Consider the following 26,119-nt stretch of genomic DNA (forward strand, 5'->3'; position numbering starts at 1 on the left):
TGATTTTCAGGATTTTTCACTTTAATTAATATAATCATAAACTTTATCAATTTGTTCTGAGAAAGTCCCCCTCAATTTATTATCAAAGAAGGCGCTGCCTACCGTAATCGCCCATGGAGAAATAGCTTTAATTACATCCAATTTTTCATAGGTATCTAAACTGCCTGCGATACACACAGGTAATTCTAGTTTCGTCACGAAGGTATGAATGAGTTCAACAGGATCTCCAACATAGCGATAACCTAGCAAATCGAAACCAAAGACGCCGTGTGAGGAATGAAATTTAGCTTCATTAACGATGTCTTCAATATTTCCTTTTAAAATAGAAGGTCGGTCAGTAATTTCTCCTGCAAAAGGCATATATTTTAAATTGTGGTTGATACAAAATTCATTTACCGATGGGAAAAACTTGGTTCCCATTAAAATATCACAACCGCAATCAACTGCTAATTGAGCCCCTTCCAAACATTCTGGTTCTGTATATTCTACAATTTCTAAGAAGGTAGTCTTTCCGCATTGTTTCATATAAGCAAAAAGATTTTTCATCTCTTCAATAGATATCCCTTTATCTTTAAATCCCCAATACTTAGCCTTTGAATCTTTACAAGCTTCGAAAATATCATGTGCATTTTCAACGGTGTAATCATTATGCGTCAACATTACTATTAGTTCACTCTTACTCATTTCATCCCAAACCCTCTCTTTATAAAATAATGTTATGACCTATGATAATTATTTGTGATTTTAATTATTTTTTGATATACGAATGTATAAATTAGATAAATAATAATTAATTGAAAACTGATTGACAGTTGTGTAAAGAAAGTTTACACTTATACATATTATTTTGCAACGCATATTAATAAAAAAATAACTTGGAGTAAAATTAGGGAGGGCGCCAATTGTTTAGACTGATTTATCCTTATGCCTATTTAGACAGTGTTTTTGATATTGATTATGAGAAATTGAGCGACTTGGGCTATAAAGCAATCATTTTTGATATCGACAGCACACTCGTGCCACATGGCGCTGATACAACAGATGAGATTGATGAATTATTTAGTTATATTCATAACTTAGGCTTCAAGACATTATTTCTTTCAAATAATAGTGCAGAACGTATTCAAGATTTCAACAGAAATATCAACAGTTTATTTATTCCAATGGCAAATAAGCCGCATAAACCCAATTATTTGAAAGCAATTGAAATGTTAGACGTGAATAAAGATGAAGTTGTGCTGGTTGGAGATCAATTATTTACAGATGTCCTTGGCGCAAATTTGTGCGGGATAAAGAGTATTTTAGTGAAATACCTCTTGCATGAGCATGAACAACATCTAGCAATCGGCAAGAAACGGCAAGTAGAAAAGGTGCTACTCAAATTCTACAAACAAAGATTTCCTAATATTAAAAAAATGAGGTGAACAAGTTGGCTAAAAAAAGAAAGTTATTAAGTGAAGTACATCCTGTATTTTATACGCTTGCTACTAAGAAGGGTATTATCAAAAGAAATCTTGATGATTTATTCCAACGTAAAAAATTCTCGCAAGTCAGATCAAACGATTTGCTGCCTAATATTGTGTCTCAAAATTCCTCTAATTTAATCAAAACAGGTAAAGGCATCGATCCAGTTCTACAAGAAAACAAAGCTTACAATATTGAACTGGCGTCCTCAAAAATTGATAAACTGATTATTCGACCAGGAGAAGAATTTTCATTTTGGAATCTAGTAGGAAAAATCAATCGTAAAAATGGTTACAGAGATGGCCGCGTGATTATAAACAATAAAATTCAAGCTGGCACTGGCGGAGGGTTATGCAACTTGGCTAATACCATCCATTTATTAGTTTTACATAGTCCGCTTACTATTACCGAATTCCATAATCATTCTGATGCCTTGGCGCCGGATCCTGGAGAGCGTAAACCTTTTGCTACAGGAACGTCGATTTCATACAACTATGTGGATTACCGTTTTAAAAATGAAACTGATCAAAATATCCAACTTAGAGTATGGTGTGAAGACAAGAAACTTTTAGGCGAATTACGTAGTGAAAGAGTATTTCCATGGACTTACCAACTTGTTGAAGAAAATCATCATTTCGCAAAAGAAGGCGAAAAGTACTATCGTATTTCGACAATCTATAAAGAAACTCAAAATCGTGATAACTCAGAAGTATTGAAAAAGGAATTGATTTTAAATAATCACTCTGAAGTCTTATTCGACTACGATTTGATTCCGAAAGAATTAATCAGATAACCCAAAATTAAACCACCTTGAACTTTAGACCGCTATCCAAGGTTCAGGGTGGTTTTCTTCAGCTAATAAATGTAAGACTTTCAAAATGTCTTTTTTGTTGATATGACCTACTTGCTTCTTCAATATTTCAATAAACTGTTCTGCTGGAATATGATTTTCTGGATGCAGCCAATTTAAGAACATATTGATAATGCCTGCTAAATGATATGTGGTAATTAATCTGTCATCCGGACTATTGATATAAATACCGTCCATGTTCAGTATGCGAAATTGCATTTGGGTCAGATATTTCAGTACTACATTATACAAGCCGAGTTCCATCACTTCTAATACGTAAGTGCAATTGGTAAAGATATAGTGATAGACTTCTGTCTCACTGCTGCCGTTTTCAATCAACGTAGTAATATGCCTTAAATCTGTTTCTAATTGTTGGATTACGATGTCTTCTTTGTTTTCATAGTTGCGGTAAAAGGTGGAACGGTTGATTCCGGCTTTGGTGCAAATCTTCGTGATGGTAATCTTTTCAAAGGTTTCTTTTTCCAATAAGAGCATGAGGGCTTGGAATACCCATTCTTGGGTGCCGCTCTTCTCTAAATTGACTCTCTGGTTGTGCAACAAATCACCCCGTTTTGTGGATTTTGGCTGGATAGCGCCGTCTTTGAATTGAATCTCTGCATGTTTGTCTCTATACTTCAAAGTGTAAAGATAGATAGTGCCTTATGACTTAATTATAAACAAGGTGGAGATGACAATGAAACAAGTAGCAGATTACAGAGCACAATTGGAGCAATTATCGTTAGAGGATAAAGCGACATTATTAACAGGTGAGAACTTTTGGAATACTGCGAAAGTATCAGATGTAAATGAAATTTTACTGTCAGACGGCCCATCAGGCATTCGTAAACAGACAGAAGGCGGAGATGCGCTAGGATTAACAGGCAGTGTGGAGACGATTGCGTTCCCATGCTTAGCGTTGATCGCGAGTACTTTTGATAAAGATTTGTTACGCAAATATGGGGAATATTTAGGACAAATTGCCAAGGCGGAGAAGGTCAATGTATTGCTTGGACCAGGTATGAATATCAAACGCAGTCCGCTTGCTGGACGTAACTTTGAGTATCTTTCTGAAGATCCGTTCTTAACTGCAGAGTTGGCGATTCAATATATTAATGGTGTGGAATCTCAAGGTATTGGCACAAGTCCAAAACACTTTGCAGCGAATAATAGAGAGAACGAACGATTTACTTCTTCTTCTAATATCCAACCGCGTGCCTTGCATGAAATCTATTTGAGTGCGTTTAAGCGTGTGGTAGAAGAGGCACAACCTGCTACAATTATGAATTCTTATAATAAAGTGAATCATGTTTTAGTTGCTGAAAATCAATACTTATTGACGGATTTATTGAGAAGTCAATGGAATTATGACGGTCTAGTCGTATCTGATTGGGGTGCCGTGAAAGATCGCGTGAAATCATTGCGTGCTGGCCTGGATTTAGAAATGCCGGGTCAACCAGATTATTCTATTCCACAAGTCGTGGAAGCAGTGAGAAGCGGCAAATTGGACGAGGCCCTCGTTGATCGTTCTGTCTTACGTTTATTGAAATTAATTGATAAATATACATTAGAAGGCAAAGCGCCAAATTATAATAAAGACAATTATCATGAATTTGCACGTACTATCGCAGCGCAAAGTATTGTGTTGTTACAAAATGAAGATCACATTTTACCGTTGAAAAGTGAAAGCAGCAAAGCGGTAATTGGTGCATTTGCGAAACATCCTAGATACCAAGCGGGCGGTTCAAGTAAGGTAAATGCTTATAAAGTAGTGACACCATTCGATGACTTGAAAGAAGTGTATGGTGATTTCGCTTACGCTGATGGTTACGAATTTGAAAATCTAGACGCTAACCAACAGTTGATTGATGAAGCAGTAGAAGCGGCGAAAGGCAAAGATGAAGTCATCTTATTTGCAGGCTTCCCAGAAAATGTAGAGTCTGAAGGCTTTGACAAGACTTCTATCGCCTTGCCAGATAACCAAGTTGCATTGATTGATGCTGTAGCGAAAGTGAATCCGAATATCGTAGTCGTACTACAAAACGGTAGCGTAGTCGCAACACCTTGGAGACACCAAGTGAAAGGATTAGTTGAAACTTACTTAGCAGGTGAAGCGGTCGGAGAAGCTACTGCAGATGTACTTTCCGGTAAAGTGAACCCATCTGGTAAATTGGCAGAAACTTTCCCAGAACGCATTCAAGACACACCATCTTACTTGACGTTCAACCGCAGCACTGAAGAAGAGAACTACATGGAAGGTATCTTTGTCGGCTACCGTTACTATGCGACGAAAGATCTGCCGGTCGCATTCCCATTCGGCCACGGCTTGAGCTATACCGACTTCGAATATACAGACAGTAAAGTGAACGTCGATAACGATAAAGACCAAATTCAAATCGACGTAACCGTCAAAAATGTTGGTTCAGTGCAAGGTGCTGAAGTGGTGCAAGTCTACTTGCAAAACCGTGCGAGCAACATTGAGATGGCCGCGAGAGAGTTGAAAGCCTTCGAGAGAGTGGAACTAGAAGCGGGCGAAAGCAAAACAGTTAGTCTTGTTATTCCATTCGAACGCTTGAAATGGTATAATCCGCAAACAGACTTATGGCAAATTGATAACGGTGACTATACCGTGCATATCGGCAGCTCTGTTAATGACATTCATACACATCATGACTTTGAAATCACAAGTATTGATGAGCCGCCAATCCAATTGTCATTAGACTCATCATTGAAAGATATCATCGACCTTCAAGACACATTATCTAAAGAAATTGATGAGTTCGGTTTCGACGAAATGATTCATAAAATGACAAGCGAACCGAATTTGCGCGTGCTCGCAGAACCAGCACCAATTCGTATGCTCGTAATGTTCGGCTTGAAATTGAGCGACCTTGTGAAATTCGTTGAAAAATGTAACGTACGCTTGAAAACAGGCGAATAAAGAGCGATTTGATAGAGATTGGTGGTTTTTCTAGACACTAGCGGAGAAGAAGTGTCTAGAAAAGGGCATAATCTGGACACTAGCGGAAAAGAAGTGTCTAGAAAACGGTGTAATCTGGACACTAGCGGAAAAGAAGTGTCTAGAAAACGGTGTACTGTAATCTAGACATTAGCAGAAAAGAAGTGTCTAGAAAGCGGTGTAATCTAGACACTTCTCAAAAATTAGTGTCTAAAATAATGAGAATCTGGACATTTCCATAGGGGAAATGCCCAGATTTTTTTACATATTAGAAAGCTCCATGTTCTCCAATTATCACCCGGGAAATACCCGCACCTCCGCAACTCACCCCATACAAAAAGCTGCAGCTTCCACAGCTCCAGCTTTTCAACAATTTCTATTTAGTTTTCCATTTCCACATGGATGCGTTCGCCCACAAGCTCAATACTGTCTTCAGCATTCAACAATGGCAAGATACGTTTATTCAAATTTGATTTCACATCGCTTGCTTTCGGATAATCAGAAGGGAAATAACAGCTTAACACTGCCATATCTTTATCAATCAGCAAGTGTACTTTATAATCCAGTTTTCCATCGAACAATGAAATCTTCGCTTTGATACGGCGCAATTGTTCATCAGAATAGCGGGAGAGGAATTCTTTCATGTAATCCTCTAAGGCTTTTTCACAAATAGCGACAGCAGTTTGCCAATCACTATCAATGGCTAAATTGTAATCGACCTCATACCAGTTGATATGAGAAGCGGCACTGTAATTAACAATCGGTTCTTCCAACAACACGTGATTCGGAATCGTAATAATTTTACCGGTTGCGCCTTCAGTAGAAAGGTAATTCCCACGTTCTGCGATTTTAAAATGCAGTAGCGAAATCTTGACAACATCGCCGAGATGTCCGCTGATTTCAATCCGATCGTACATTTTAAACAGGCGACGATTCATCAATAAGAAATAACCGACGACTTCCATGGCTAAATTCTTCAATGAAAAGGCAACCAGCGCCACAATGATTAAAGCTACCACAATCACGGAGTTAGCTGCATTAATCCAAATACCTAGAATGCAGACCACTGCGATGAACCAAATCAATTGGCGGATACTTTTCATTACTAACGTAAAGCGTTTAGCATTTGTGGCATGTTGCACCAAATACTTCGTCACAATGTAATGCAACCAAAAGGCTACAATTAAAATAACAATAGTAAAGACAACTTTATGTGATAAGTTTTGGCCGTCAAATGCGCCTTTAAATAAATTTTCAATATAGGAGGTAATTTGTTCAATCACTCTTCCCACCTCTTTTCCTTTCCATTTACACAATATAATTTTATTTTACCAAAATAAAAAGACAACCACCCGTTAAAAAGTGATTGTGACTTAAAAAATTAATTCGGTGATTGCAACTACAATCAGAATACTGATAATCGCCTTCTGAATGATACTTGGTAAGAGGCGACCAACTTTCAAACCAATCGGCGCAAAAATCACACTGCCGACAATGAGGAAAATTGCATTGCCAAGCGGTACATAACCTTGCAGCAACTTGATTACAAAGGCACCAATAGAAGACATACAAGCAATGACAATACTGTTGGCAACGACTGTGTTCATCGGTAATTTAAAGATAGCCAGCAAGACTGGAATAATGATGAAAGCACCGCCTGCGCCAATTACACCGGCAACGAGACCGATTATGGCGCCTACAGCAATTAACAGCCAATGATTATAAGAATGCCCAGCATCTTCATGAGGTTTCACTTTAATAAACATCAACACCAAAGCCAGCACTGCAATACCGATATAGACTGCATTAATCACTGGAGTCGTCAGCAAATTGGCCACCATAGCACCGACAACACTGCCGCCCAGCATACCGCCGCCCATATAAAGTACGAGCGGAGGATTGAAATCAGGCTCCTTAATCGCCCTGATTGAACCGCTTAAAGTACTAAAGAAAACTTGGCTGGAAGTCAGACCAGACGCAATGTACGCACTATATTCCGGCGTGCCGAACAACGGAGGCAACAGTAAAATCGCCGGATAAATAATAATAGAACCGCCGATCCCGACGAGTCCCGCAATAAAGCCGCCACCCACGCCAATCGATAGCATTAACAGAATATGAACTATAGACATCAGTATGACGTCTCACTTTCTATAATAATCTTCATTATGAACGCTCCTGTTTTTTTCTTAGTAATTTCATCATACGCATACTCTTATAGAGCGTCAAATGCGTATCCAGCTGAATTAATATTTTTACAGTATCTTTAGATTACCAATCGAATTGGTTAACTGTTTCCCCATTACATCATCTCCCTTTTGTGATATGCTCATATTGAATTATTAGTTTTTTTAATAAAAAATAAATCACATAATATCCGAAAGGAGAATGACTTTGCAGTTCCATTTAAACGAAAGCATGAAACGCACACAAGAAGATACATACCGCAAACGCCCCTCATTATGGGGAGTAACCTTTATTTGCATTGGGCTCTTTATCTTAGCGCCCCTTGTAGTAGCTGCAATCAGTGCACTTTTTATACTACCATTCGCACTCGGCAAACCGAGCCATACCTTCATTAGTATATTATTCTCAGAAAATATGACCTATCTTATTTCTATACTGACATTTCCAGTGTTATTGCTGTTTGTCTTGCTAGTGAATCACAAACATTACCATAAATCGTTCGCTTCACTTGGATTTTACAGCATAAACTGGAAAAAGAAATACGCGATAGGCGCAGGATTAGGATTTGCGACGCTCCTCATCGTTTATGTATTGAATCTTATCTTCCAAAGCCTATCCATTCATATCAATCCTAAATTTAATTTCTTTCTATTTATCGCAGTATTAGTCGGATATTTAATTCAAGGCATGACCGAAGAAGTCCTGTTCCGCGGCTTTATCATGAATATTTTCAGCAGTCGAAAAGGTGTCCTCTTCGGCATCATCGCGAGCTCTATTTTCTTTGCGATTATGCATATGGGTAATCCAGGGTCCCAATTTCTTGCTATTATTAATATCTTTATTTTCGGACTCGTATTCGCACTGCTCTTCTATTGGAGTAACAATATCTGGCTTACAGGCGCCGCACACAGCTTGTGGAACTTTACCATGGGGCCAATTTTAGGAATTCCGGTCAGCGGTCAAAGAGACATGACCTCACTCTTCCTGACACATGTAAATACGCACCGTTCCTTTATCAACGGCGGCAGTTTCGGTCTCGAAGGCGGCATCATCGTGACTATCATCGGTATTATCCTTTGCATCATACTCTGGCAGCTTTGCCGTAAAAAAGGGCTTATTACTAACTAATAAGCGCACACAAATAACAAGCTGGACACGCTCATCAGAAGTGCCCAGCTTTTCTAATTATTTATTTTGAACATAATCCACGAATTGTTCAGCCTCTTCAAAATTAAAATCTTTCAGAGTAAACGTTCCGATTTCAAATGTAATATCTAAAGTCTCTGCAGTTAACTTGACGTTTTGAATTTCATTGTAACCGATATTGCGGTAATAAAACTCGCCAGCCATATCAACGTTTAAAATTAAGCGTTCATTTGTAGCAATATATGCAGCTTCAAATACTTTGACTTCACCGTTCATCGGATAGGCCATCTTTCCGAGCACTGAACGTTCTACTTGTTCTGTCGGGAATAAATCATTTGGATTAATCTTATCTAGAATCATCAACGATCACACCTTATTCAAATTAATCTGCTGCTTCTAAATCCACATTATTAATATCAATGCCTAAAGCTTTTGCTACACCTTTGCCATAATCTGGATCGGCTTTATAGCAATGACGGATATGACGATATTTCACTTCGTCCGTTGTGCCGTCCATTTCGTTGGCAGTATTAGTGAACATACGCTCTTGTTGTTCTGGAGATTGCAGACGGAATAACTTTCCAGGTTGTTCGAAGTAATTATCATCATCTTCACGGAAGTTATATTCATAGGCCTGACCATCTACAACATCCATTGGTGCACGTTTATATTCAGGTTGGCTTTCCATCGCGCCAGTACTATTAGGATAGTAGTGTGTTGCGCCGCCTTGGTTACCGTCTAAGAAGCGGCCTTGACCGTCGCGGCTGAATGGACAGATATTTTCCACGCCCACACCTTGAGGTTGGTTGACTGGAATTTGCCAGTGATTCACACCTAAACGGTAACGTTGCGCATCGCCATAAGAGAACAAACGACCTTGCAACATTTTATCAGGTGAGAAATCAATGCCCGGTACAATATTTGTCGGTGCGAATGCAGCTTGTTCCACATCCATAAAGTAGTTATCAGGATTACGATTCAACTCGAATTCTCCAACTTCAATGAGTGGATATTCATCCTTAAACCATACTTTAGTTAAATCAAATGGATTATCTTTGTGATTGCGAGCTTGTTCTTCAGTCATCACTTGAATATACATTTTCCATTTCGGGAAATCGCCTTCTTCAATCGCATTAAATAAATCACGTTGAGAGGATTCACGATCTTTCGCAATCACTTGTTCAGCTTCTTCAGCACTATAATTTTCAATACCCTGTTGCGTACGGAAATGGAATTTCACCCATACACGTTCATTTTTATCATTCACTAAAGAATAAGTATGAGAACCGAAACCATGCATATGTCGGAAACCTCTAGGGATACCACGGTCCGTCATTAAGATTGTAACTTGATGCAACGCTTCAGGTAAGGAAGTCCAGAAATCCCAGTTATTCTGTGCACTGCGCATATTCGTACGTGGGTCACGTTTAACAGCATGGTTTAAACTTGCGAATAATTTAGGATCACGGAAGAAGAAGACAGGCGTATTATTGCCGACTAAATCCCAGTTACCTTGATCCGTATAGAACTTTAATGCGAAACCACGAATATCACGTTCAGCATCCGCAGCGCCACGTTCACCTGCAACTGTAGAGAAACGCGCAAACATCGGCGTTTCTTTACCCACTTCAGAGAAAATACTTGCCACAGAATACTCAGTAATATCATTTGTGACCGTGAAAGTACCGAACGCACCAGAACCTTTCGCATGCATACGACGTTCCGGAATCACTTCACGATCAAAATGCGCTAATTGCTCCATCAAATAGACATCTTGCATTAAAACAGGTCCACGAGGTCCAGCAGTCATAGAATTCTCACGATCACCCACCGGACGGCCAAATAACCCTGTTAACTTTGAATCATCTTGTTTACTCATACCCCTCACACCCCTTATTTAGAATAATTATAATTAAATACTACCATATCTGTTTGACGGAACACAATTAAATGTACTTAATATTTTGAAAATTATTAATTGATGATTTATAAGAAGATAGGGGGGACCGTCTGGAAAAGAAAGCTTTGGAGAGAGGAAGGGTGGAGAGAGTGCGTTTGGAGAAGGTGTTCGTAAAAATTGTATAAAGAAAAGACGGAAAGCTTATACTTTCCGCCTCAACTTAAAATCCCACTACAAAATTAAGCTTGGTCGCCATTCAGTTTAACTAAAATTTTAGCTTGAGATTTATCGCTGACTAATTTTTCAAAACCAGCTTCTACAATATCTTCTAATTCGATTTCATCTGTCACAACTGGTTTAACATTTAAGTTGCCTTCACTGATTAAATCAATAGTTTGTTGGAATGTAGTTGGTGTGTAAGCAATTGTAGATGTCAATTTCACACCTGAGTTTGTTAATTGCATTGGATCAAATTGAACAGGGTGACTGAAAATAGAAACAATAACAACAGTACCACGAGGACGTGTGATACTAATAGATTGTGCTAAAGTTGCAGCTACACCAGCTACTTCGAATGTAACATCAACGCCATTTTCAGTATGTTCATTGATGAATTCAACAGGGTCAACTTCACCAGAATTAACTGCATAAGTTGCACCGACTTCTTTAGCTTTTTCTAAACGTTCATCTGATAAATCAAATACGAAAATTTTACTAGCACCTGCTGCTTTAGCTGCAATAACATTTAATAAACCGATTGGGCCTGCACCGATTACAGCTACAGTATCACCGAATAATAATTCGCCTTCTTTGACAGCTTGTACTGCTACTGCAGTTGGTTCAACCAACGCGCCTTCTTTAGCAGATACATTGTCTGGTAAACGATAAACGTTGGCTTCAGGAGCATTAGTAAAGTAAGCAAATCCGCCATCAGCACCTAAACCAATAAATGAATAACCATCATAAAGATCAATATTCTCTTCTTTCTCTTGTTTAGAAACAGTAGGGTTCACAACCACACGGTCACCTTTTTTATACTCAGTAACAGCGCTTCCCACTTCCTCCACTACTCCAGAAAATTCATGTCCTAAAGTTACAGGAGCCTTTTGTCCTAATAACGGATCGGGCTCATCTACTGCGATGAATACAGGTCCTTCTAAGTATTCATGCAAGTCAGTTCCGCAAATACCTGTCCAAGATACTTTTACGCGAACCTCATCATCTTTTAAAGGTTTAACGTCACGTTCCTCAACACGTACATCCTTTTGACCATACCATACAGCTGCTTTCATAAAATAACCTCTCCTTTTCCTTTACTCTTGATTCGAAAAGAAAACCCTCTATTTTCTCGCGACCCAAGAAAGTTGTCTGACTCATAATGCTATAGAAATTTTGTAAAACAATATTTGGATAGAATCCTTTTCTATACTTTAATTATATTGAAAATTCAGATATTAAACAATGTTTTAACTGCACAATAATAAATAATAATTTGTACGTTTAGCTCAATATTATTAACTTTAGAAAGTTAAGAGGAGTTTTTTACTTTATAGCAGAGACACAACAAGAGAGAAGTTGAACACTCTAGAGGCAAAATCGTGAGCATGAGGAGGAATCTAGACACAACTCAGAAAATAGTGTCTAGAAAAGCATGTAATCTAGACACAACTCAAAAACTAGTGTCTAGATTCCTCTACTCGCCAACAATATCACAATACCTAACCCACATTTCTCTTGATATTTTCCCAATATTCGCATTACTCATAGTCTAAATGAGGTAGTATAGAAATATAAGATAAACAAACTAACCAGCGACTGCCAATCCAATACTCACAAAGGGGATGACTCCATGTCAGATACAATCGACCTACTCGAACAACTCATTCAATTCGAAAGCTCCAACCTAGAAAACGCCAACGACACTATCGATTTCTGCAAAGAATGGCTCGAAAGCAACGGCTTGCATCCAGAAATACTTACCAACGAAGGTTACAAAATGCTTGTTTGCACAATCGGCGACGGCAAGAACCGCCTTATCTACAACGGCCACGTCGATGTAGTCAGCGGGCAACCTAACCAATTCCAACCAGAAACCAAAGACGGCAAACTCTACGGTCGCGGCTCCATCGACATGAAAGCAGGCGTTAGCGCCATGATGAACGCTGTAGTAGAACTGCAGAACAAAGACCTTGGCAATACATCCGTCCTACTTCAACTCGTAACAGACGAAGAAATCGGAGGCATTCACTGTGCCTCCTATCTGACAGACAACGGCTACCTTGGTGACTTTGTCATCTGCGGCGAGCCCACACAACTCGGTATCGGCTACAAAGCGAAAGGCATCTTGCAAGCTGATCTGCATTTTACCGGCAAATCCGCACACGGCAGTCGTCCTTGGGAAGGCGATAATGCCATTGTGAAAGCCTACAAATCATTCGAGGCCATTACACAACTTCCATTCGCCAAAGAATCAGACGATCTTTACGACGGGCCGTCTATCAATTTGGCACAAATCAAAGGTGGAGAGGCTTATAACGTCGTGTCCGATGCGTGCGAGATGTCCATCGATATCCGCTACCTTCCTAAACAATCTAAAGAAGCTATTTTAAAAGAAATTCAAGGTGTAACAGATGCCGATATAGAGATACACCACGCCGCAATTCCCGTGGACAATGATGTAAATAATCCGCATATCCAACTGTTGCTCAGCAGTATCGAGCAAACTACCGGACAACCGTCACCAAAAGTATTTGGCCAACATGGGTATGCCGATACTGGATATTTCATGCAACACGGTGTGCCAGCTATAGAATTCGGGCCATCAGGTGACAATTGGCACGGCGATAATGAATATGCCGATATCAAATCTGTAGAAACTTATAAAGATATTCTTATCGACTTTGCGCAACGTTTTTCAGATAATGATACAGATTTTGCGAGAGAAATGGAGTAGGGGAGTACAACTCAATCTCATATAAAATAAAAAGCATGCATGTCCTAAAAACCAGGCCACGCATGCTTTTTAACACGTCCGTCACTCTAACTTCAGACAAACGTCACTCTTACCTCTAGTTAAATTTCAGCAATTAAGCACGTCTTTGCATAAAGGCTGATGCTCCATTTTTCTTAACACTATTCCATAAACCTTTCCAAGCACTCAACTGCATCTTAGGTTGTTTACCATTCGCCATTAACTCGAATTGTTTTTCGTACCAGCTTAATACAAGTATAGAAGATAATTTCTCATCTAGAGTTTTAACTCCAGTAGTGATATGAGGTGATTCAAGTTTTTCATAAGTGCCGTTCAGAATTTGATTTGGCAGATCAGGATACACTGCGAACGGTTTCGCAATTCCGACCATATCTACCGAGCCACTCTTAAGAGCGTCTTCCATCCCTTTAGCAGTACGGAAACCACCAGTAACGACAATCGGAGCTTTCACTATTTGGCGTGCTTTATCAGCATAATCTAAAAAATATGCTTCACGTTTTTTAGAACTTTCGCGTACATCGCCGCCTTTAAATATAACGGGTTTTCATAATTTCCACCTGAAATTTCAATCAAATCAATGCCGGCTTCATCAATTGTTTTCAACACTTGCATAGATTCTTCTTCAGTAAAACCGCCGCGTTGGAAGTCTGCAGAATTTAGTTTAATACCAATAGGGAAGTCATCGCCGACTTGACGACGCATTTCGCGATACACTTCCATCAAGAAGCGCATACGATTTTCCGCATTGCCGCCCCATTGGTCCTCACGCTGGTTATGATGCGGAGACAAGAATTGATTGACTAAATAACCATGGGCGCTATGAATTTGTACACCTGTAAATCCGGCTTTCTTCGCAATACGCGCAGTGTTGCCAAAACGTTTAATTAAATCCAGAATTTCTTCCTCAGTTAACGCACGTGGCGGATTAAACGCAACAGCAACTCCGCCAGATAAAGGAATCGTACTTGGGGCCACTGGTTCTTTAGATAAAGACTTCGGAGATTGCTTGCCAGGATGATTAATCTGCATCCAAAACTCCGTATTCATTTGCGTTCCAGCTTGCGCCCAACGTTTCAGCATAGGTAGATCACGCTCATCTTCTATCGCCACGTTGCCAGGTTCGCCAATCGCATTGTGATCCACCATCACATTGCCTGACATTAAAATACCAGCACCGCCACGAGACCAACGGCGATATAAATTCACCAAACCTACCGTTGGACTATTATTACGATCCGCCAACGTCTCACTCATCGCTGATTTGAAAAAACGATTCTTCGCTGTGAAATTGGGTTGTTCTAACTTTGTTCCTAATAAATTTGCCATATTAAAATCCTCCTTTTTCGCGTAACTCATAATATTCATCCCATCAACTGAACTATAACACGACTAGACACGCTTTACCTATTGAGAGAGACAAGGCAGAAACTTAAAATTTAAACATTGAGAATTGATGCTGAAAATGAGATATAGGGGAAAGCGTAAAAAATAATTTGAGGTGAGAAAAATTAAACAACAAATAGCTGCTTCGCTTAATTTGACAGAGTCTGCAATTGGAACTTTAAAAGAACCGGTGATATTGATTGATAAGTGGAACAAAGAATATGAAGCTTTTGATTTTAGAGTTAGTAATGAGTGGTTTAAATGTCGATTGGCTAAAAAGACACCTAAGAAAAAAGGATATTTTTTAGCGTTATGGAAAAAGAATGATCTTAATAAAAATATGCCCCTTCAATTAGAAGATATCAAAGGAAAAGTAATCATTAATATAGTAGATGAAAATCAAAAGGGACAATTTATTTTCACCAAAGATATTTTAGAGGAAAAGGGCATTTTAGCAACAGAAAAGCATAAAGGAAAAATGGCATTTCGTGTATACCCGACCTGGGAAACTGAGTTAAATAATACGGCATTAAAAACACAGAAATGGCAACAGGATTATTTTGTCGATTTATCTAAAAAAGTAGATAAGCAAGCAATTGAACGATTATATTTCGATAAATGAAATGCTAATTATAGTTAATATCTTACTGTATGTTTCACGGAGTTAATTTCGCAAACAGTTATATAGGCGTAAATACAAATGTTGGTAAATGATAATAGAGACTGACTATCCAAAAATTAGCTGTTAATTGATTTCATCTACATAATTTTATGAAATAATATTTTGTAAAAAACAAAACTGCCCAGACTTCCGAGTCTGAGCAGTTTTTCTTAATTCCCATAACCTGAATCGATTTCATCTCCGTGTTCGTCATATTTTCTGACGTAACCATCGCTGTCGATTTTATATGAACCGGCTAAATCGCCGTCTTTATCAGTGTATGAGAAGCCCCATCCACCGCCTGTTTTTTCAGGTTCTTTAAAGGTATATTCATCTGTATCTAATAAATGACCTTCGAATGATTCAACTTTATCGATAACATTGTCGCGTGTCACTTCGTCATCGCTAGAGCTGCTGTCATCATCGTCGTCATCTTTAGAGCTTTCTTTTTCCTTAGCTTCAATGTGTTTGGAAATGGCATTATCATCGAATGACAGATCGACGTTTTCGGTTGAATCACCATCTCCTGAAATTTTCACGATTTCTTTATCTGAAGTGAAGTTCTTGCCTTCGACGTCTGCTACGGCGTAGACTTCAACTTTCTCATCTGGAGGATATGGGCCGTATTCTTCACTGGAATCCATTTCGTGTTTCTCGTTATTGATGTATAACGTGGTATCGGAATCGTAAATGTCTGAGTTGTCGATGTTCACGTAGAATTTAATTTGTTTGAAGTTCGGATTGGCTTGTTTCATGTGTTGTGAAGAGAAGACTTGGAGTTGGCCTTTATAGTCTTTGCCGTTCTCGGTTTTAGTTGCTTTCAACTCGTAATAACCAAGAGGGAAATCGCCCACTTTACCGTTGTCTCCCAACTTATGAGTTTTGCCGTCGCGAGTAAATTTCAACTCGTCGATATTGGATGTATCATCCACATAGATTTCGTAACGTGGAAGATCGAATTTGTAATCTTTGAAGAACAGCCATTTGCGGCCTTCTTGCTTGATATCCATCACTTTCTCGCCGTTGTACTCGACTAGACCACTGTCACGGTGCTGATCATGCATTCCTTTAGCTTTGTCTTTCACTTGGTCAGCCATTTTATTGTTTAATTTGGATTCGTTAATCAGTTCCAAAAAGGCGTGTGCTTCTTCTTTCGTTAAAGGTTTGCCATCAGAAGTAACATTCTTCTTCAGTTGATCTGCATTATTATTCTTGATTGCTGAAGCGACTGAATCAGCTTTCTTCGTAACGCTCATTTGAGTCTTACCGACAAAGAATAGGATGAGCGCAATTACTGCCACTGCGATGATAAGTGCGATAATTACCCATGCGGCAGTCGACATAGGCTTCTTTGGTGGTCTTTGTTGAGACTGTGATGAACGACGTGGTGGCTGATTCTGATCAACTGGCGTACCGCATTGCGTACAGACCTTCTGGCCATCTTTAATCTCATGCCCGCAATTCTTACAGTAGCGCATTAATATCCACCTCCGAATGGTGAGAAGTCATCCATAATATTCTTGAAAGTTTCCATTAAGGAGTTGCGGACCATTTCGCCGTAAACCATCAAGACAATTAGTTGTAATGCGATGTAAAGCAGGATTCCGAAAAAGACTGGAATACGGATAGCATGGAAACTGGAATACTTTGTAATGATGTAAATCGCTGCGGAATAGAAACTGATAATTCCTAGTAAAGTTAAAAAGGAACCGATGGAAATAATTTCTAATCTCAATAGTAAAATCCCGACAATAAATAGGATAAATGAGAATGTATTTACAAAAACAAAGTCAGAAAGTAACTTTACAAAGCTGATAGAGTCTTTAATTGTCAAACGTGCTGTCAGTGCTAAAATCCCGTAACCCAGTGCGATAAAGAGTATAAGACTGAAGAATAAGTTAGAAACAGCGCTGGCTTTAGAGACACCGAAGATTGATACTTCTTGTGGCACTAAAATCACAATAACTAATAATGAAATAATTAAGAAAACAGCCGCTAAAATACCGATGAATTTAAGACTGAATGGTTGGTCTTCAGCTACAACACTATCGTGTGACTTTAAGAGTTTGCTGAAGAAAGTAGAGCCTTCATGTTTAATTTCATTTGCTTGTTGATTGAATTTGTCTGTGTCAAACGCTGGTTGCTGGTTAGAATTAGAAGGTTGAGTGTGTGGTTCTTGATGTGCGTGTTCATTCTTGGAGTGATGTTCAGGTTGTGTTTCAGCGTGTGTTACTGCAGATGAGTTAGTGCGGGAAGTGTCAGGTTGGTCTTCAGTTTTTTGAGCAGTGGCTGCGACTGGTTTGGATTTTGTCAGGTCAGTACCACATTCGCCACAGAAGCGGTCATCTGGTCCTACAGGTGCACCGCAATTCGGACAATACATGTTAAGTTCCCCCTTGTTTACTTTTAAAAATTAATTTATTTTGCATACAATTTTGTATGTCAATCAATAACATAGTAGCACACTCATATTTGAATATCTATATTACAATAAAATTTAATTTTTAAATTTTAGTAGTAGATTTTTTGATTACTCATTCAGAATTAAGTTGGTATCAAACTTTCAATTGAATTTAATTTTGTAAAGAAGATTAAAAGAATCTATTTAATCTAGAATCTTCTTAAATTTTTACTTATAATGACGGTAATGCAACCATTTTCAGAAAGGGGATTTAGACTTGAAATACTGTACGCATTGCGGGAAGCCATTAGAGCCGGACGAGAAATTCTGTTCCAAATGTGGAGCAAAGGTGCCAGAAGAAGATCGAGTACAACACTCATCGTCCAACAATAATAGAAGAAGAGAACCTAACAGGTCACAACGACCAGCGCCACAGAAGCAGAAACCAGCTTGGTTATTTGTACTGATAGGCTTCGTAATCGCTTTATTAATTGCAAGCATTGGTTACGCAGCATACAATGCATATCAAAATAAAAACGCCGAACACCATCATAACGATCAACCTGCTTCTTCAGAAAAAAATCAAAGCAACACCAACAAAGAAAGCGAATTACCTGAAACACAACCTGTAAGTGTAGATGTAAACTCAGACAGTTTCAGCGAAAATTATATGAATTCAGATAACAGTAACGGCTATGAAGGCTTCTATATCGGAGACAGTAAAGACAGCATCGAAAACAGCCACGGCAAGCCAGAAGGTACGATGGATATCAACGGCAACGAAGCACATCTCTATGGCAATATGGCCGTAAGCTACGATAATAACGAACAAGTCGATCACGTATTTGTAGTGCCGAGCGACATGACTACAGACGCTTTTACAGATTTCCATAACACACCAAACGAAACACGTGGCGACACTTGGTATTACGATAAAAATAAAGATAACAGTTACACAATTAAAGTCTATACAGACGGCAGTGACGTGAAGGCGATAGAGAATATAGAGCAGATATAAGGGATAAGAAAAAGAGAACCTGTACATATAAATATGTTATAGGTTCTCTTTATTTTCTGAATTATTTTCCAGTGACTGGTATGAAGATAAAGAACTGGGGTTATTAAAGAAAGAACATAGAACTGCAGCGCAAAATGAAATCGAAGTGTTTTATCTAAATACTTATTAGAGTTATTACTAAATAAATATAGCTTTTAAACAGGGTTTATTTATATAATTAAATTGATTAAGCCTTCAAAGCGATAAAATATAATAATAGAGTGAGTTTCCTCTTAGGATAAAAAGTATAGAAGGCGGTTATGAGGAAAGATAAAAGAACAATTAGAAAGGAGCCACCCTATGGCACACCAAAGTGAATATGCATTAGAAAATGATGTCATACAACAACTAGAGAATTTGGGATATGAGCGTGTAAAGATTCGCAATACAGCACAGCTCACCGACAACTTCCGGAACATCATTAATGAACGCAATGCTGACAAGTTAAAGGGCAAACCGCTGTCAGATTCAGAGTTCAAACGCATGATGATCGACATTTCGGATAAATCGGTTTTCGACAGTGCAATGATTCTACGTGATAAATATGTCTTAACACGAGACGACGATACAAAGGCATACATTGAGCTTCTGGACCAGGATAAATGGTGCAAGAACACCTTCCAAGTGACCAACCAAGTCACAGTAGAAGATAAATATAAAGGACGTTACGATGTTACCATCCTCATTAATGGTTTGCCACTAGTACAAATTGAATTGAAACGTAGCGGCGTCGCTATATCCGAAGCCTTCAACCAAGTACAACGTTACCAACGTCATAACTTCACGGGACTATTTAAATTCATTCAAATGCTGATCATCAGCAATAAAATGGAAACACGTTATTTAGCAAACAGTGACAAACAGTTGATGAAGGGCTACATGTTTTATTGGACAGATGAGCAGAATAACCGTATCAATAACCTGCATGACTTTATTCAAGACTTCCTTGAGCCTTGTCATATCGCGAAGATGATTAGCCGTTACATGATTACCAATGAAACCGATAAACTTCTAATGGCATTGCGTCCTTACCAAGTCTACGCCGTGGAGAATCTCTTAAACCAAGCAACTGAAACCAACAATAACGGTTATGTTTGGCATACCACAGGAAGGGGTAAAACTCTGACTTCCTTCAAAGCCAGCCAATTACTTGCTAAACAACAAGACGTTCAAAAGGTTATCTTCCTAGTAGATAGAAAGGACTTAGACAGCCAGACCTTTGCTGAATTTAATAAATTCCAAGCAGGCTCAGTAGATGATACCGAAAATACGCGCACCTTACTTAAGCAACTTGGCGATGATTCACAATCACTTATTGTAACGACGATTCAGAAGATGGCTAAAGCGATAAAATCCGGCAATCCTGTCATGGACCGTTACCAAGAAGATAAAGTCATCTTCATTATCGACGAATGTCACCGCACACAATTCGGTAACATGCATAAACTCATTAGAGAGCACTTCCAGAACGCACAATATTTTGGATTTACAGGAACACCGCGTTTCTTTGAAAATAAGAACCAAGATGGCCGTGCCACTGCAGATATCTTTGGACGCTGCCTGCACACTTATCTGATTAAAGACGCTATACGCGATGGCAATGTGCTGGGGTTCTCAGTAGACTACATGCGCACAGCTTCCATGCATGATATGACTGAAGAAGAGTACGTACAAGCAATTGACGAAGCAGAATTTTGGGATAATCCAGATCGCCTGAAAGAAATCGCACAGCACATTATCAAGAATTACGATAAAAAGACTTCTAACGGCAAATACACATCTATTTTGACGGTGAGAAGCATTCCAATTGCAATGGAGTATTATCGCATCTTCCAACAGTTGAAAGACGAAGGCCAACATAACCTGAAAATAGCGACCGTCTTTACCACACAACCGAACCAAGACACTAAAGAGAAAGTAGATTTCAAGTATGCGCGCGAAGAACTAGATTCAGTGATGAAAGACTACAACGCCATGTACGATACCAACTTCGATACCAATAACTATCCAGGTTACTTCACAGACATTTCAAACCGTATGAAAAAGGTAGTGCCTGGAGAGAAGATTGACCTTTTAATCGTTGTCGACCTCTTTTTAACTGGGTTCGACAGTAAGAAGCTCAATACCTTATATGTCGATCGTAATTTACAGTATCACGGATTAATTCAAGCGTTCTCTAGAACGAATCGTATTGAGACCGAAACGAAACCTTACGGCAATATCGTTTGTTTCCGACCATTGAAAGCTAAAACAGATAGAGCGATTGAGCTATTTTCACAAACTGATAATACAGACACCGTACTGGCACCAGCTTACAGCACTTTGATTCAGGAATTCAGAGATGCCATTGCGAAAGTATTTGGGATTGCGCCTGTACCAGAAAGTGTAGATGCTCTAGAAAGAGAGTCTGATCAAGAAGCATTTGTGTTAGCATTTAGAGATGCTTCTGTATTACTCGTTAAGTTGAAGCCGTTTGATGAATTTGAATTTACGGTGGAAGAAGCGGGCATTAGTGAGCAAATGTTCGAAGATTATCAAAGTAAATACAAGCATCTCTATGAAAAAGTTCAATTACGTAAAAAGAATAAAGAAAAAGAAGACATCGAAAAGGTTTCAATCTTAGACGACATTGACTTTAAAATTGAAATCATGCGTAATGATTTAATCAATGTGGAATATATATTAGATTTAATCAGCCAAATCAACCTAGAAGATAAAACGGCACAACGCAAAGACCGTAATGAAATTCATAAGTTATTAGATAAAGCAGATGATGAGAAATTACGTCTGAAATCTGATTTAATACGTGAATTCCTCGATGAAGTGGTGCCATCATTGCAGAAAGATGCTGACATTAATGAAATGTATTATCGCTTTGAGGAAGAAAAGAAAGACGAAGAAATTGAAGAATTTGCTTCTGCAAAAGAGTTTGACATAGAAGAACTAAAACGTTTATTGAGCGAGTACGAATATAGTGGTCAAATCAATAAAGAAGCCATAGACAAACGTACTAAAGGCGGTTTGCTAGTGCGAGGTAAAAAGGTCAATCAAATTGCAGATTTCATTAAACATACCGTTTATAAATTTACGAATGTAAGTTAAAAAAGTATTCACAAATAAGGTGCAGTTAAAGTTTACTGCACCTTATTTTTAAGCTATATTTAATGTAGTAATAAAAAAATACGAAAGCGAGGTGTCTGTAATTAAATTTATCAAAAGTTATCAAAGCGGCTCTTTATTAAATAGACTAGAAACCGTAGATAAAGTACAAGGTAAGGCTTATCAAGTATATGACCAAACCATGATGAATGAAGATTTAGGTTACTATCAATCACAACAACATCAACCGACGACGCTATTTTTAAAGGACGATAACAAAGCGAGTTATGTTTATCAAAATCAAGTCGTCGTGAATATGATGAATGGAGAATGTTCTCTCATTGGCTCCACTCATTCAGGTGCGCTTTTACCTTATAACTATACGAGAATTGATATTGATACAAATAAGATTGATCCAGAATACTTTGTGTATTGGTTTAATGAGGCGCCGGAAGCTTTAGCTCAGCTACATCAATTTAAGCAAGGCGGCAGTCTGGTTAAGAAGATTACCACGAAACAACTACAACAGATGCAAATGACTTTGCCGTCGATAGAGAGACAAAGGATTATCGGTAAGATTGCAAAGAAACGCCGACAATTAAAGTATTTAAAACAAAAACGTGAAGCGTTAATGGATTTATATTTAAAGGAAACATTACTTAGGGAGGAACATTAATGTCAACAACTGAAAAGCAACGTAAGCAACAAGCTGAGTTACAAAAGAAATTATGGGATATTGCGAATGATTTACGCGGAAATATGGATGCAAGTGAATTTAGAAACTACATTTTAGGATTAATTTTCTACCGTTTCTTATCTGAGAAAACAGAGGAACAAGTAGAATTCTTACTACGCGAAGATAACCTTACATATGAAGAAGCCTGGGCAGACGCTGATTATAGAGCAGCGATTGAAAAGGAATTAATTGATCGTATTGGATTTGTAGTAGAACCGAAATATCTATTCAGTACCTTCGTCGAAAAGATTAGCAATCAAACATTTGAAATTGAAGAGTTGTATGAAGCGATTAATAAAATTGAAGCTTCTACACGTGGCGAAGATAGTGAAGATGACTTTATCAACTTGTTTGATGACATGGACTTGAATTCATCACGTTTAGGTAATACGAATGCAGCACGTACAAAATTAATTTCGAAAGTCATGAATAATATTGCGGCATTGCCATTTGTTCAAGACGATATCGAAATTGATATGTTAGGTGATGCGTATGAATATTTAATCGGTCAATTTGCGGCTACTGCTGGTAAGAAAGCAGGGGAGTTCTATACACCGCAACAGGTGTCTAAGATTTTGGCTAAGATTGTAACGGCAGGTAAGACTGACCTGCGTAGTGTATATGACCCGACTTGTGGTTCAGGTTCCTTGTTGCTACGTGTAGGTCGTGAAGCGAAAGTACGTAATTATTATGGACAAGAGTATAACAGTACGACATATAACTTGGCACGTATGAATATGTTATTGCATGATGTGAATTATTCACGCTTTCAAATCGAAAATGGAGATACGTTGGAAGATCCGGCTGCGGGAGAAGAGAAGTTTGAAGCGGTAGTTGCGAACCCTCCTTACAGTGCAAAATGGAGTGCGGATAAACGCTTTATGGATGATGAGCGTTTCAGCAGTTACGGTAAATTAGCGCCTAAATCTAAAGCCGACTTTGCATTTATTCAACATATGATATATCACTTAGATGATAACGGAACAATGGCAGTCGTCTTACCGCATGGTGTGTTATTCCGCGGTGCAGCTGAAGGCATCATTCGTCGTTATTTAATTGAAGAGAAGAATTATTTAGATGCGATTATCGGATTGCCAGCAAACTTATTCTTTGGAACAAGTATCCCAACTTCTATCTTGGTGTTTAAAAAATGCCGTAAAGCAGACGATGATGTACTATTTATTGATGCTTCTCAATCATTTGAAAAAGGTAAAAACCAAAACCATTTAACAGATGAAGACGTCGATAAAATTGTTGAAACTTACCGAAATAGAGAAGAAATAGAGAAGTTCAGTCACAAAGCATCACTAGAAGAAATCGAAGAAAATGACTATAACCTAAACATTCCACGATACGTCGATACTTTCGAAGAAGAAGAACCAGTTGATTTAGATCAAGTTCAAAAAGATATTGCCAACATCGATAAAGAAATTGCCCAACTTGAAGAAGAAATCAACGGTTATCTTAAAGAATTGGGAGTGTATAAGAATGAGTGAGGATAAACAACAAAAGAGAAACGTTCCTGAATTACGCTTTCCAGAGTTTAGTGGAGAGTGGGAGGAGAAAAGAACTGATGAATTATTTTCAACAATTTCCGATAAAAATCATGATGGAAATCTAGCACCTTTATCAGCAACTCAAGATAGAGGAATGGTATTACGTGAGGAGTTGGATAAAAATATACAATTTAAAACTGAGAGCTTGAAAAATTATAAAAAAACTTTACCAGGTGACTTTATTATTAGTCTACGTTCATTTCAGGGTGGGTTTGAATACAACAGTTTATTAGGTTTAGTAAGTCCGGCGTATACTGTATTAAGAAAAAAATAATGTGAATATAAACGAAGAATTTTTTAAATATTTTTTAAAAGAGAAAAATTCATAAAAAAATTAGATTCTATGATTTATGGTATTAGAGATGGTAAATCAATAAGTTTTAAAGACTTTTCTTCATTTAAAATTAATTTCCCATTGTTAAGTGAACAACAAAAAATTGGAACTTTTTTCAGTAAGTTAGATCGACAAATTGAACTGGAAGAGAAGAAATTAGCATTATTAGAAGAACAGAAGAAGGGCTATATGCAAAAGATATTCTCTCAAGAATTGCGATTTAAAGATGAGAATGGAAATGATTATCCAGAGTGGGAAGAGAAGAAGTTGGGAGAAGTTGTAAAATTATTAAAAGGGAATAATCAAGATACTGATTTACCTGTTATGACTATCTCAGCTAAAAGAGGATGGCTTAACCAAGAAGAGCGTTTTTCACAAGTGATTGCTGGAAATAGCTTAAAAAAATATACAGAGTTAAGACGGGGAGACTTATCATACAATAAAGGAAATTCTAAAGTTGCCAAATATGGAATAGTTTATAAATTGCCTATTGAGAAAGCGTTAGTTCCAAATGTGTATAAAAGTTTTCGTGCTTTAGACAATGTTGATGAAAATTATCTAGAAAAATATTTTCATAGTAAAATTTTAGACAAACAATTAAGAACTAAAATTACTTCTACTGCACGTATGGATGGATTACTTAACATTAGTGATAATGAATTTTTCAATATCATATTAAAATTACCTTTCCTAAATGAACAAAGAAAAATCGGAACTTTTTTCGAAAAGTTAGATCAACAAATTGAACTTGAAGAGAAAAAATTAGAATTGTTAGAAGACCAGAAGAAGAGCTTTTTACAGAAGATGTATATATAACTTTTGGTAACGGTCTATTATATAAATAAAATATAAGGATATCACATCTAAAAACATTTTTTATATAATTAGAATTTGGCTATAATTTGCTGGTAATATACAGACTAAAAAAGAGTGTTAATATAAATGTCTAGGTATTTAATATTAATAAAAAAATGACTCATTTAGTTCTTTAAATGAGTCATTTTTTGGATTATTTTATTGTTATTTTGCTTCCGACATCTATATTAGGAATTTCTGTATCTTCTAAATATAATGTTCCTGATTGTTCCGCTTCTGTACTACCATCAAATTTCAATGTAATATGACCTAAGTTATTTAAATTTTTATTTACTGCATTACCAACTTTAGTAATCTCAAAAGTTTGATCATCAATAATTAATTTATTTGTTTCTGTAATATCTTCTTCAACAGGATTAACGTTAATAATATAACAATAATCTTCTAATTCTGCTGGGGCGTTACTGCCGAATAGAATTACCATTTTTTCTTCAGCAAATGCATTTGCATCTTGTCCTAAATTAATAACTTCAGTTTGGTACATAATTATGACTCCTTTATATCTTTTTATTTATTTTGAG

The 26,119-nt window shown here is 37.8% G+C and carries 23 protein-coding genes and 1 pseudogene; 12 read left to right on the forward strand and 12 right to left on the reverse strand.

Annotated features, from left to right (window positions below; all coding sequences use genetic code 11):
- Positions 1-21 precede the first annotated feature (21 nt).
- The gene (locus CNQ82_RS01630) at positions 22-684 is read right to left on the reverse strand and encodes a hypothetical protein (protein ID WP_123143788.1); all 663 of its coding nucleotides are present in this window, start codon (positions 682-684) and stop codon (positions 22-24) included.
- A gap of 218 nt (positions 685-902) precedes the next feature.
- On the opposite strand from CNQ82_RS01630, the gene CNQ82_RS13225 reads away from it, so the two are divergent.
- Both CNQ82_RS13225 and CNQ82_RS13230 read left to right on the forward strand, forming a co-directional pair.
- Complete coding sequence (locus CNQ82_RS13225) at positions 903-1,424, forward strand: YqeG family HAD IIIA-type phosphatase (RefSeq protein WP_123143789.1); 522 nt, start codon at positions 903-905, stop codon at positions 1,422-1,424.
- A gap of 5 nt (positions 1,425-1,429) precedes the next feature.
- On the forward strand, positions 1,430-2,257 hold the full coding sequence (locus CNQ82_RS13230; protein ID WP_123143790.1) for a VanW family protein: 828 nt from the start codon (positions 1,430-1,432) through the stop codon (positions 2,255-2,257).
- A 24-nt stretch (positions 2,258-2,281) separates the two neighbouring features.
- Here CNQ82_RS13230 and CNQ82_RS01645 read toward each other — a convergent pair whose 3' ends face one another.
- Positions 2,282-2,953 carry a TetR/AcrR family transcriptional regulator gene (locus CNQ82_RS01645; protein ID WP_164711924.1) on the reverse strand — a complete coding sequence of 224 codons (672 nt, stop codon included), beginning with the start codon at positions 2,951-2,953 and terminating at the stop codon, positions 2,282-2,284.
- A gap of 55 nt (positions 2,954-3,008) precedes the next feature.
- On the opposite strand from CNQ82_RS01645, the gene CNQ82_RS01650 reads away from it, so the two are divergent.
- A complete protein-coding gene (locus tag CNQ82_RS01650; RefSeq protein ID WP_123143792.1) occupies positions 3,009-5,252 on the forward strand; it encodes a beta-glucosidase in 2,244 nt (747 codons plus the stop codon).
- 398 nt (positions 5,253-5,650) lie between these two features.
- On the opposite strand, the gene CNQ82_RS01655 is transcribed toward CNQ82_RS01650, so the two are convergent.
- Together CNQ82_RS01655 and CNQ82_RS01660 are read right to left on the reverse strand one after the other, a co-directional pair.
- On the reverse strand, positions 5,651-6,553 hold the full coding sequence (locus CNQ82_RS01655) for a mechanosensitive ion channel family protein (RefSeq protein WP_123143793.1): 903 nt from the start codon (positions 6,551-6,553) through the stop codon (positions 5,651-5,653).
- 90 nt (positions 6,554-6,643) lie between these two features.
- Positions 6,644-7,402 carry a sulfite exporter TauE/SafE family protein gene (locus CNQ82_RS01660; RefSeq protein ID WP_123143794.1) on the reverse strand — a complete coding sequence of 253 codons (759 nt, stop codon included), beginning with the start codon at positions 7,400-7,402 and terminating at the stop codon, positions 6,644-6,646.
- A gap of 262 nt (positions 7,403-7,664) precedes the next feature.
- Between CNQ82_RS01660 and CNQ82_RS01665 the strand changes: the two genes are divergently transcribed.
- Complete coding sequence (locus CNQ82_RS01665; RefSeq protein WP_164711925.1) at positions 7,665-8,585, forward strand: type II CAAX endopeptidase family protein; 921 nt, start codon at positions 7,665-7,667, stop codon at positions 8,583-8,585.
- A 57-nt stretch (positions 8,586-8,642) separates the two neighbouring features.
- Here CNQ82_RS01665 and CNQ82_RS01670 read toward each other — a convergent pair whose 3' ends face one another.
- From CNQ82_RS01670 to CNQ82_RS01680, 3 genes are all read right to left on the reverse strand, one after another.
- The gene (locus tag CNQ82_RS01670; protein ID WP_123143796.1) at positions 8,643-8,963 is read right to left on the reverse strand and encodes a PH domain-containing protein; all 321 of its coding nucleotides are present in this window, start codon (positions 8,961-8,963) and stop codon (positions 8,643-8,645) included.
- Between the two features lie 22 nt (positions 8,964-8,985).
- On the reverse strand, positions 8,986-10,482 hold the full coding sequence (locus CNQ82_RS01675; RefSeq protein WP_123143797.1) for a catalase: 1,497 nt from the start codon (positions 10,480-10,482) through the stop codon (positions 8,986-8,988).
- A 260-nt stretch (positions 10,483-10,742) separates the two neighbouring features.
- On the reverse strand, positions 10,743-11,795 hold the full coding sequence (locus CNQ82_RS01680) for a 2,3-butanediol dehydrogenase (RefSeq protein ID WP_123143798.1): 1,053 nt from the start codon (positions 11,793-11,795) through the stop codon (positions 10,743-10,745).
- A 704-nt stretch (positions 11,796-12,499) separates the two neighbouring features.
- On the opposite strand from CNQ82_RS01680, the gene CNQ82_RS01685 reads away from it, so the two are divergent.
- Complete coding sequence (locus CNQ82_RS01685; protein ID WP_338062289.1) at positions 12,500-13,456, forward strand: M20 family metallopeptidase; 957 nt, start codon at positions 12,500-12,502, stop codon at positions 13,454-13,456.
- A gap of 133 nt (positions 13,457-13,589) precedes the next feature.
- Here CNQ82_RS01685 and CNQ82_RS13345 read toward each other — a convergent pair whose 3' ends face one another.
- Entirely contained in the window at positions 13,590-13,946 is a 357-nt protein-coding gene (locus tag CNQ82_RS13345) for a hypothetical protein (RefSeq protein ID WP_276308795.1), read from the reverse strand.
- Between the two features lie 26 nt (positions 13,947-13,972).
- Positions 13,973-14,821, reverse strand: coding sequence for an NADH:flavin oxidoreductase/NADH oxidase family protein (locus CNQ82_RS13350; protein WP_276308796.1), 849 nt, complete (start codon positions 14,819-14,821; stop codon positions 13,973-13,975).
- A gap of 172 nt (positions 14,822-14,993) precedes the next feature.
- Between CNQ82_RS13350 and CNQ82_RS01695 the strand changes: the two genes are divergently transcribed.
- A complete protein-coding gene (locus CNQ82_RS01695; protein ID WP_240624904.1) occupies positions 14,994-15,500 on the forward strand; it encodes a MepB family protein in 507 nt (168 codons plus the stop codon).
- 209 nt (positions 15,501-15,709) lie between these two features.
- Here CNQ82_RS01695 and CNQ82_RS01700 read toward each other — a convergent pair whose 3' ends face one another.
- Both CNQ82_RS01700 and CNQ82_RS01705 read right to left on the reverse strand, forming a co-directional pair.
- Positions 15,710-17,017: a TcaA second domain-containing protein gene (locus CNQ82_RS01700; RefSeq protein WP_123143800.1), complete on the reverse strand. Its 1,308-nt coding sequence runs from the start codon at positions 17,015-17,017 to the stop codon at positions 15,710-15,712.
- On the reverse strand, positions 17,017-17,922 hold the full coding sequence (locus CNQ82_RS01705; protein ID WP_123143801.1) for a zinc-ribbon domain-containing protein: 906 nt from the start codon (positions 17,920-17,922) through the stop codon (positions 17,017-17,019). Before CNQ82_RS01705 ends, CNQ82_RS01700 begins: the two co-directional genes overlap by 1 nt.
- Before the next feature lie 295 nt (positions 17,923-18,217).
- Here CNQ82_RS01705 and CNQ82_RS01710 point away from each other — a divergent pair, with 295 nt between their 5' ends.
- The 6 genes and pseudogenes from CNQ82_RS01710 to CNQ82_RS01735 all read left to right on the forward strand — a co-directional run.
- Entirely contained in the window at positions 18,218-18,958 is a 741-nt protein-coding gene (locus CNQ82_RS01710) for a zinc-ribbon domain-containing protein (protein ID WP_123143802.1), read from the forward strand.
- Positions 18,959-19,297: 339 nt separating this feature from the next.
- Positions 19,298-22,099 carry a type I restriction endonuclease subunit R gene (locus tag CNQ82_RS01715; protein ID WP_123143803.1) on the forward strand — a complete coding sequence of 934 codons (2,802 nt, stop codon included), beginning with the start codon at positions 19,298-19,300 and terminating at the stop codon, positions 22,097-22,099.
- 91 nt (positions 22,100-22,190) lie between these two features.
- On the forward strand, positions 22,191-22,772 hold the full coding sequence (locus CNQ82_RS01720) for a restriction endonuclease subunit S domain-containing protein (protein ID WP_123143804.1): 582 nt from the start codon (positions 22,191-22,193) through the stop codon (positions 22,770-22,772).
- Positions 22,772-24,328, forward strand: coding sequence for a type I restriction-modification system subunit M (locus CNQ82_RS01725; RefSeq protein WP_123143805.1), 1,557 nt, complete (start codon positions 22,772-22,774; stop codon positions 24,326-24,328). Before CNQ82_RS01720 ends, CNQ82_RS01725 begins: the two co-directional genes overlap by 1 nt.
- The gene (locus CNQ82_RS01730) at positions 24,321-24,662 is read left to right on the forward strand and encodes a hypothetical protein (RefSeq protein WP_123143806.1); all 342 of its coding nucleotides are present in this window, start codon (positions 24,321-24,323) and stop codon (positions 24,660-24,662) included. The genes CNQ82_RS01725 and CNQ82_RS01730 overlap by 8 nt, the downstream gene beginning before the upstream one ends.
- 135 nt (positions 24,663-24,797) lie before the next feature.
- A pseudogene (locus CNQ82_RS01735) lies at positions 24,798-25,538 on the forward strand (restriction endonuclease subunit S); the annotation flags it as partial.
- A 193-nt stretch (positions 25,539-25,731) separates the two neighbouring features.
- Here CNQ82_RS01735 and CNQ82_RS01740 read toward each other — a convergent pair.
- Complete coding sequence (locus CNQ82_RS01740; protein WP_123143808.1) at positions 25,732-26,082, reverse strand: PTS glucitol/sorbitol transporter subunit IIA; 351 nt, start codon at positions 26,080-26,082, stop codon at positions 25,732-25,734.
- Positions 26,083-26,119: the final 37 nt, after the last annotated feature.

Source organism: Staphylococcus debuckii (assembly GCF_003718735.1).
Lineage (GTDB): Bacteria > Bacillota > Bacilli > Staphylococcales > Staphylococcaceae > Staphylococcus > Staphylococcus debuckii.

Excerpts from the sequence above, each read along its gene's own strand:
- CNQ82_RS01660 (WP_123143794.1), bottom strand. The coding sequence starts at position 7,402 with ATGTCTATAGTTCATATTCTGTTAATGCTATCGATTGGCGTGGGTGGC.
- CNQ82_RS01650 (WP_123143792.1), top strand. The coding sequence starts at position 3,009 with ATGAAACAAGTAGCAGATTACAGAGCACAATTGGAGCAATTATCGTTA.
- CNQ82_RS01700 (WP_123143800.1), bottom strand. The coding sequence starts at position 17,017 with ATGCGCTACTGTAAGAATTGCGGGCATGAGATTAAAGATGGCCAGAAG.
- CNQ82_RS01715 (WP_123143803.1), top strand. The coding sequence starts at position 19,298 with ATGGCACACCAAAGTGAATATGCATTAGAAAATGATGTCATACAACAA.
- CNQ82_RS01740 (WP_123143808.1), bottom strand. The coding sequence starts at position 26,082 with ATGTACCAAACTGAAGTTATTAATTTAGGACAAGATGCAAATGCATTT.
- CNQ82_RS01630 (WP_123143788.1), bottom strand. The coding sequence starts at position 684 with ATGAGTAAGAGTGAACTAATAGTAATGTTGACGCATAATGATTACACC.
- CNQ82_RS01675 (WP_123143797.1), bottom strand. The coding sequence starts at position 10,482 with ATGAGTAAACAAGATGATTCAAAGTTAACAGGGTTATTTGGCCGTCCG.
- CNQ82_RS13350 (WP_276308796.1), bottom strand. The coding sequence starts at position 14,821 with ATGGCAAATTTATTAGGAACAAAGTTAGAACAACCCAATTTCACAGCG.
- CNQ82_RS01670 (WP_123143796.1), bottom strand. The coding sequence starts at position 8,963 with ATGATTCTAGATAAGATTAATCCAAATGATTTATTCCCGACAGAACAA.
- CNQ82_RS01680 (WP_123143798.1), bottom strand. The coding sequence starts at position 11,795 with ATGAAAGCAGCTGTATGGTATGGTCAAAAGGATGTACGTGTTGAGGAA.
- CNQ82_RS01730 (WP_123143806.1), top strand. The coding sequence starts at position 24,321 with ATGAGTGAGGATAAACAACAAAAGAGAAACGTTCCTGAATTACGCTTT.
- CNQ82_RS01725 (WP_123143805.1), top strand. The coding sequence starts at position 22,772 with ATGTCAACAACTGAAAAGCAACGTAAGCAACAAGCTGAGTTACAAAAG.
- CNQ82_RS01685 (WP_338062289.1), top strand. The coding sequence starts at position 12,500 with ATGCTTGTTTGCACAATCGGCGACGGCAAGAACCGCCTTATCTACAAC.
- CNQ82_RS01705 (WP_123143801.1), bottom strand. The coding sequence starts at position 17,922 with ATGTATTGTCCGAATTGCGGTGCACCTGTAGGACCAGATGACCGCTTC.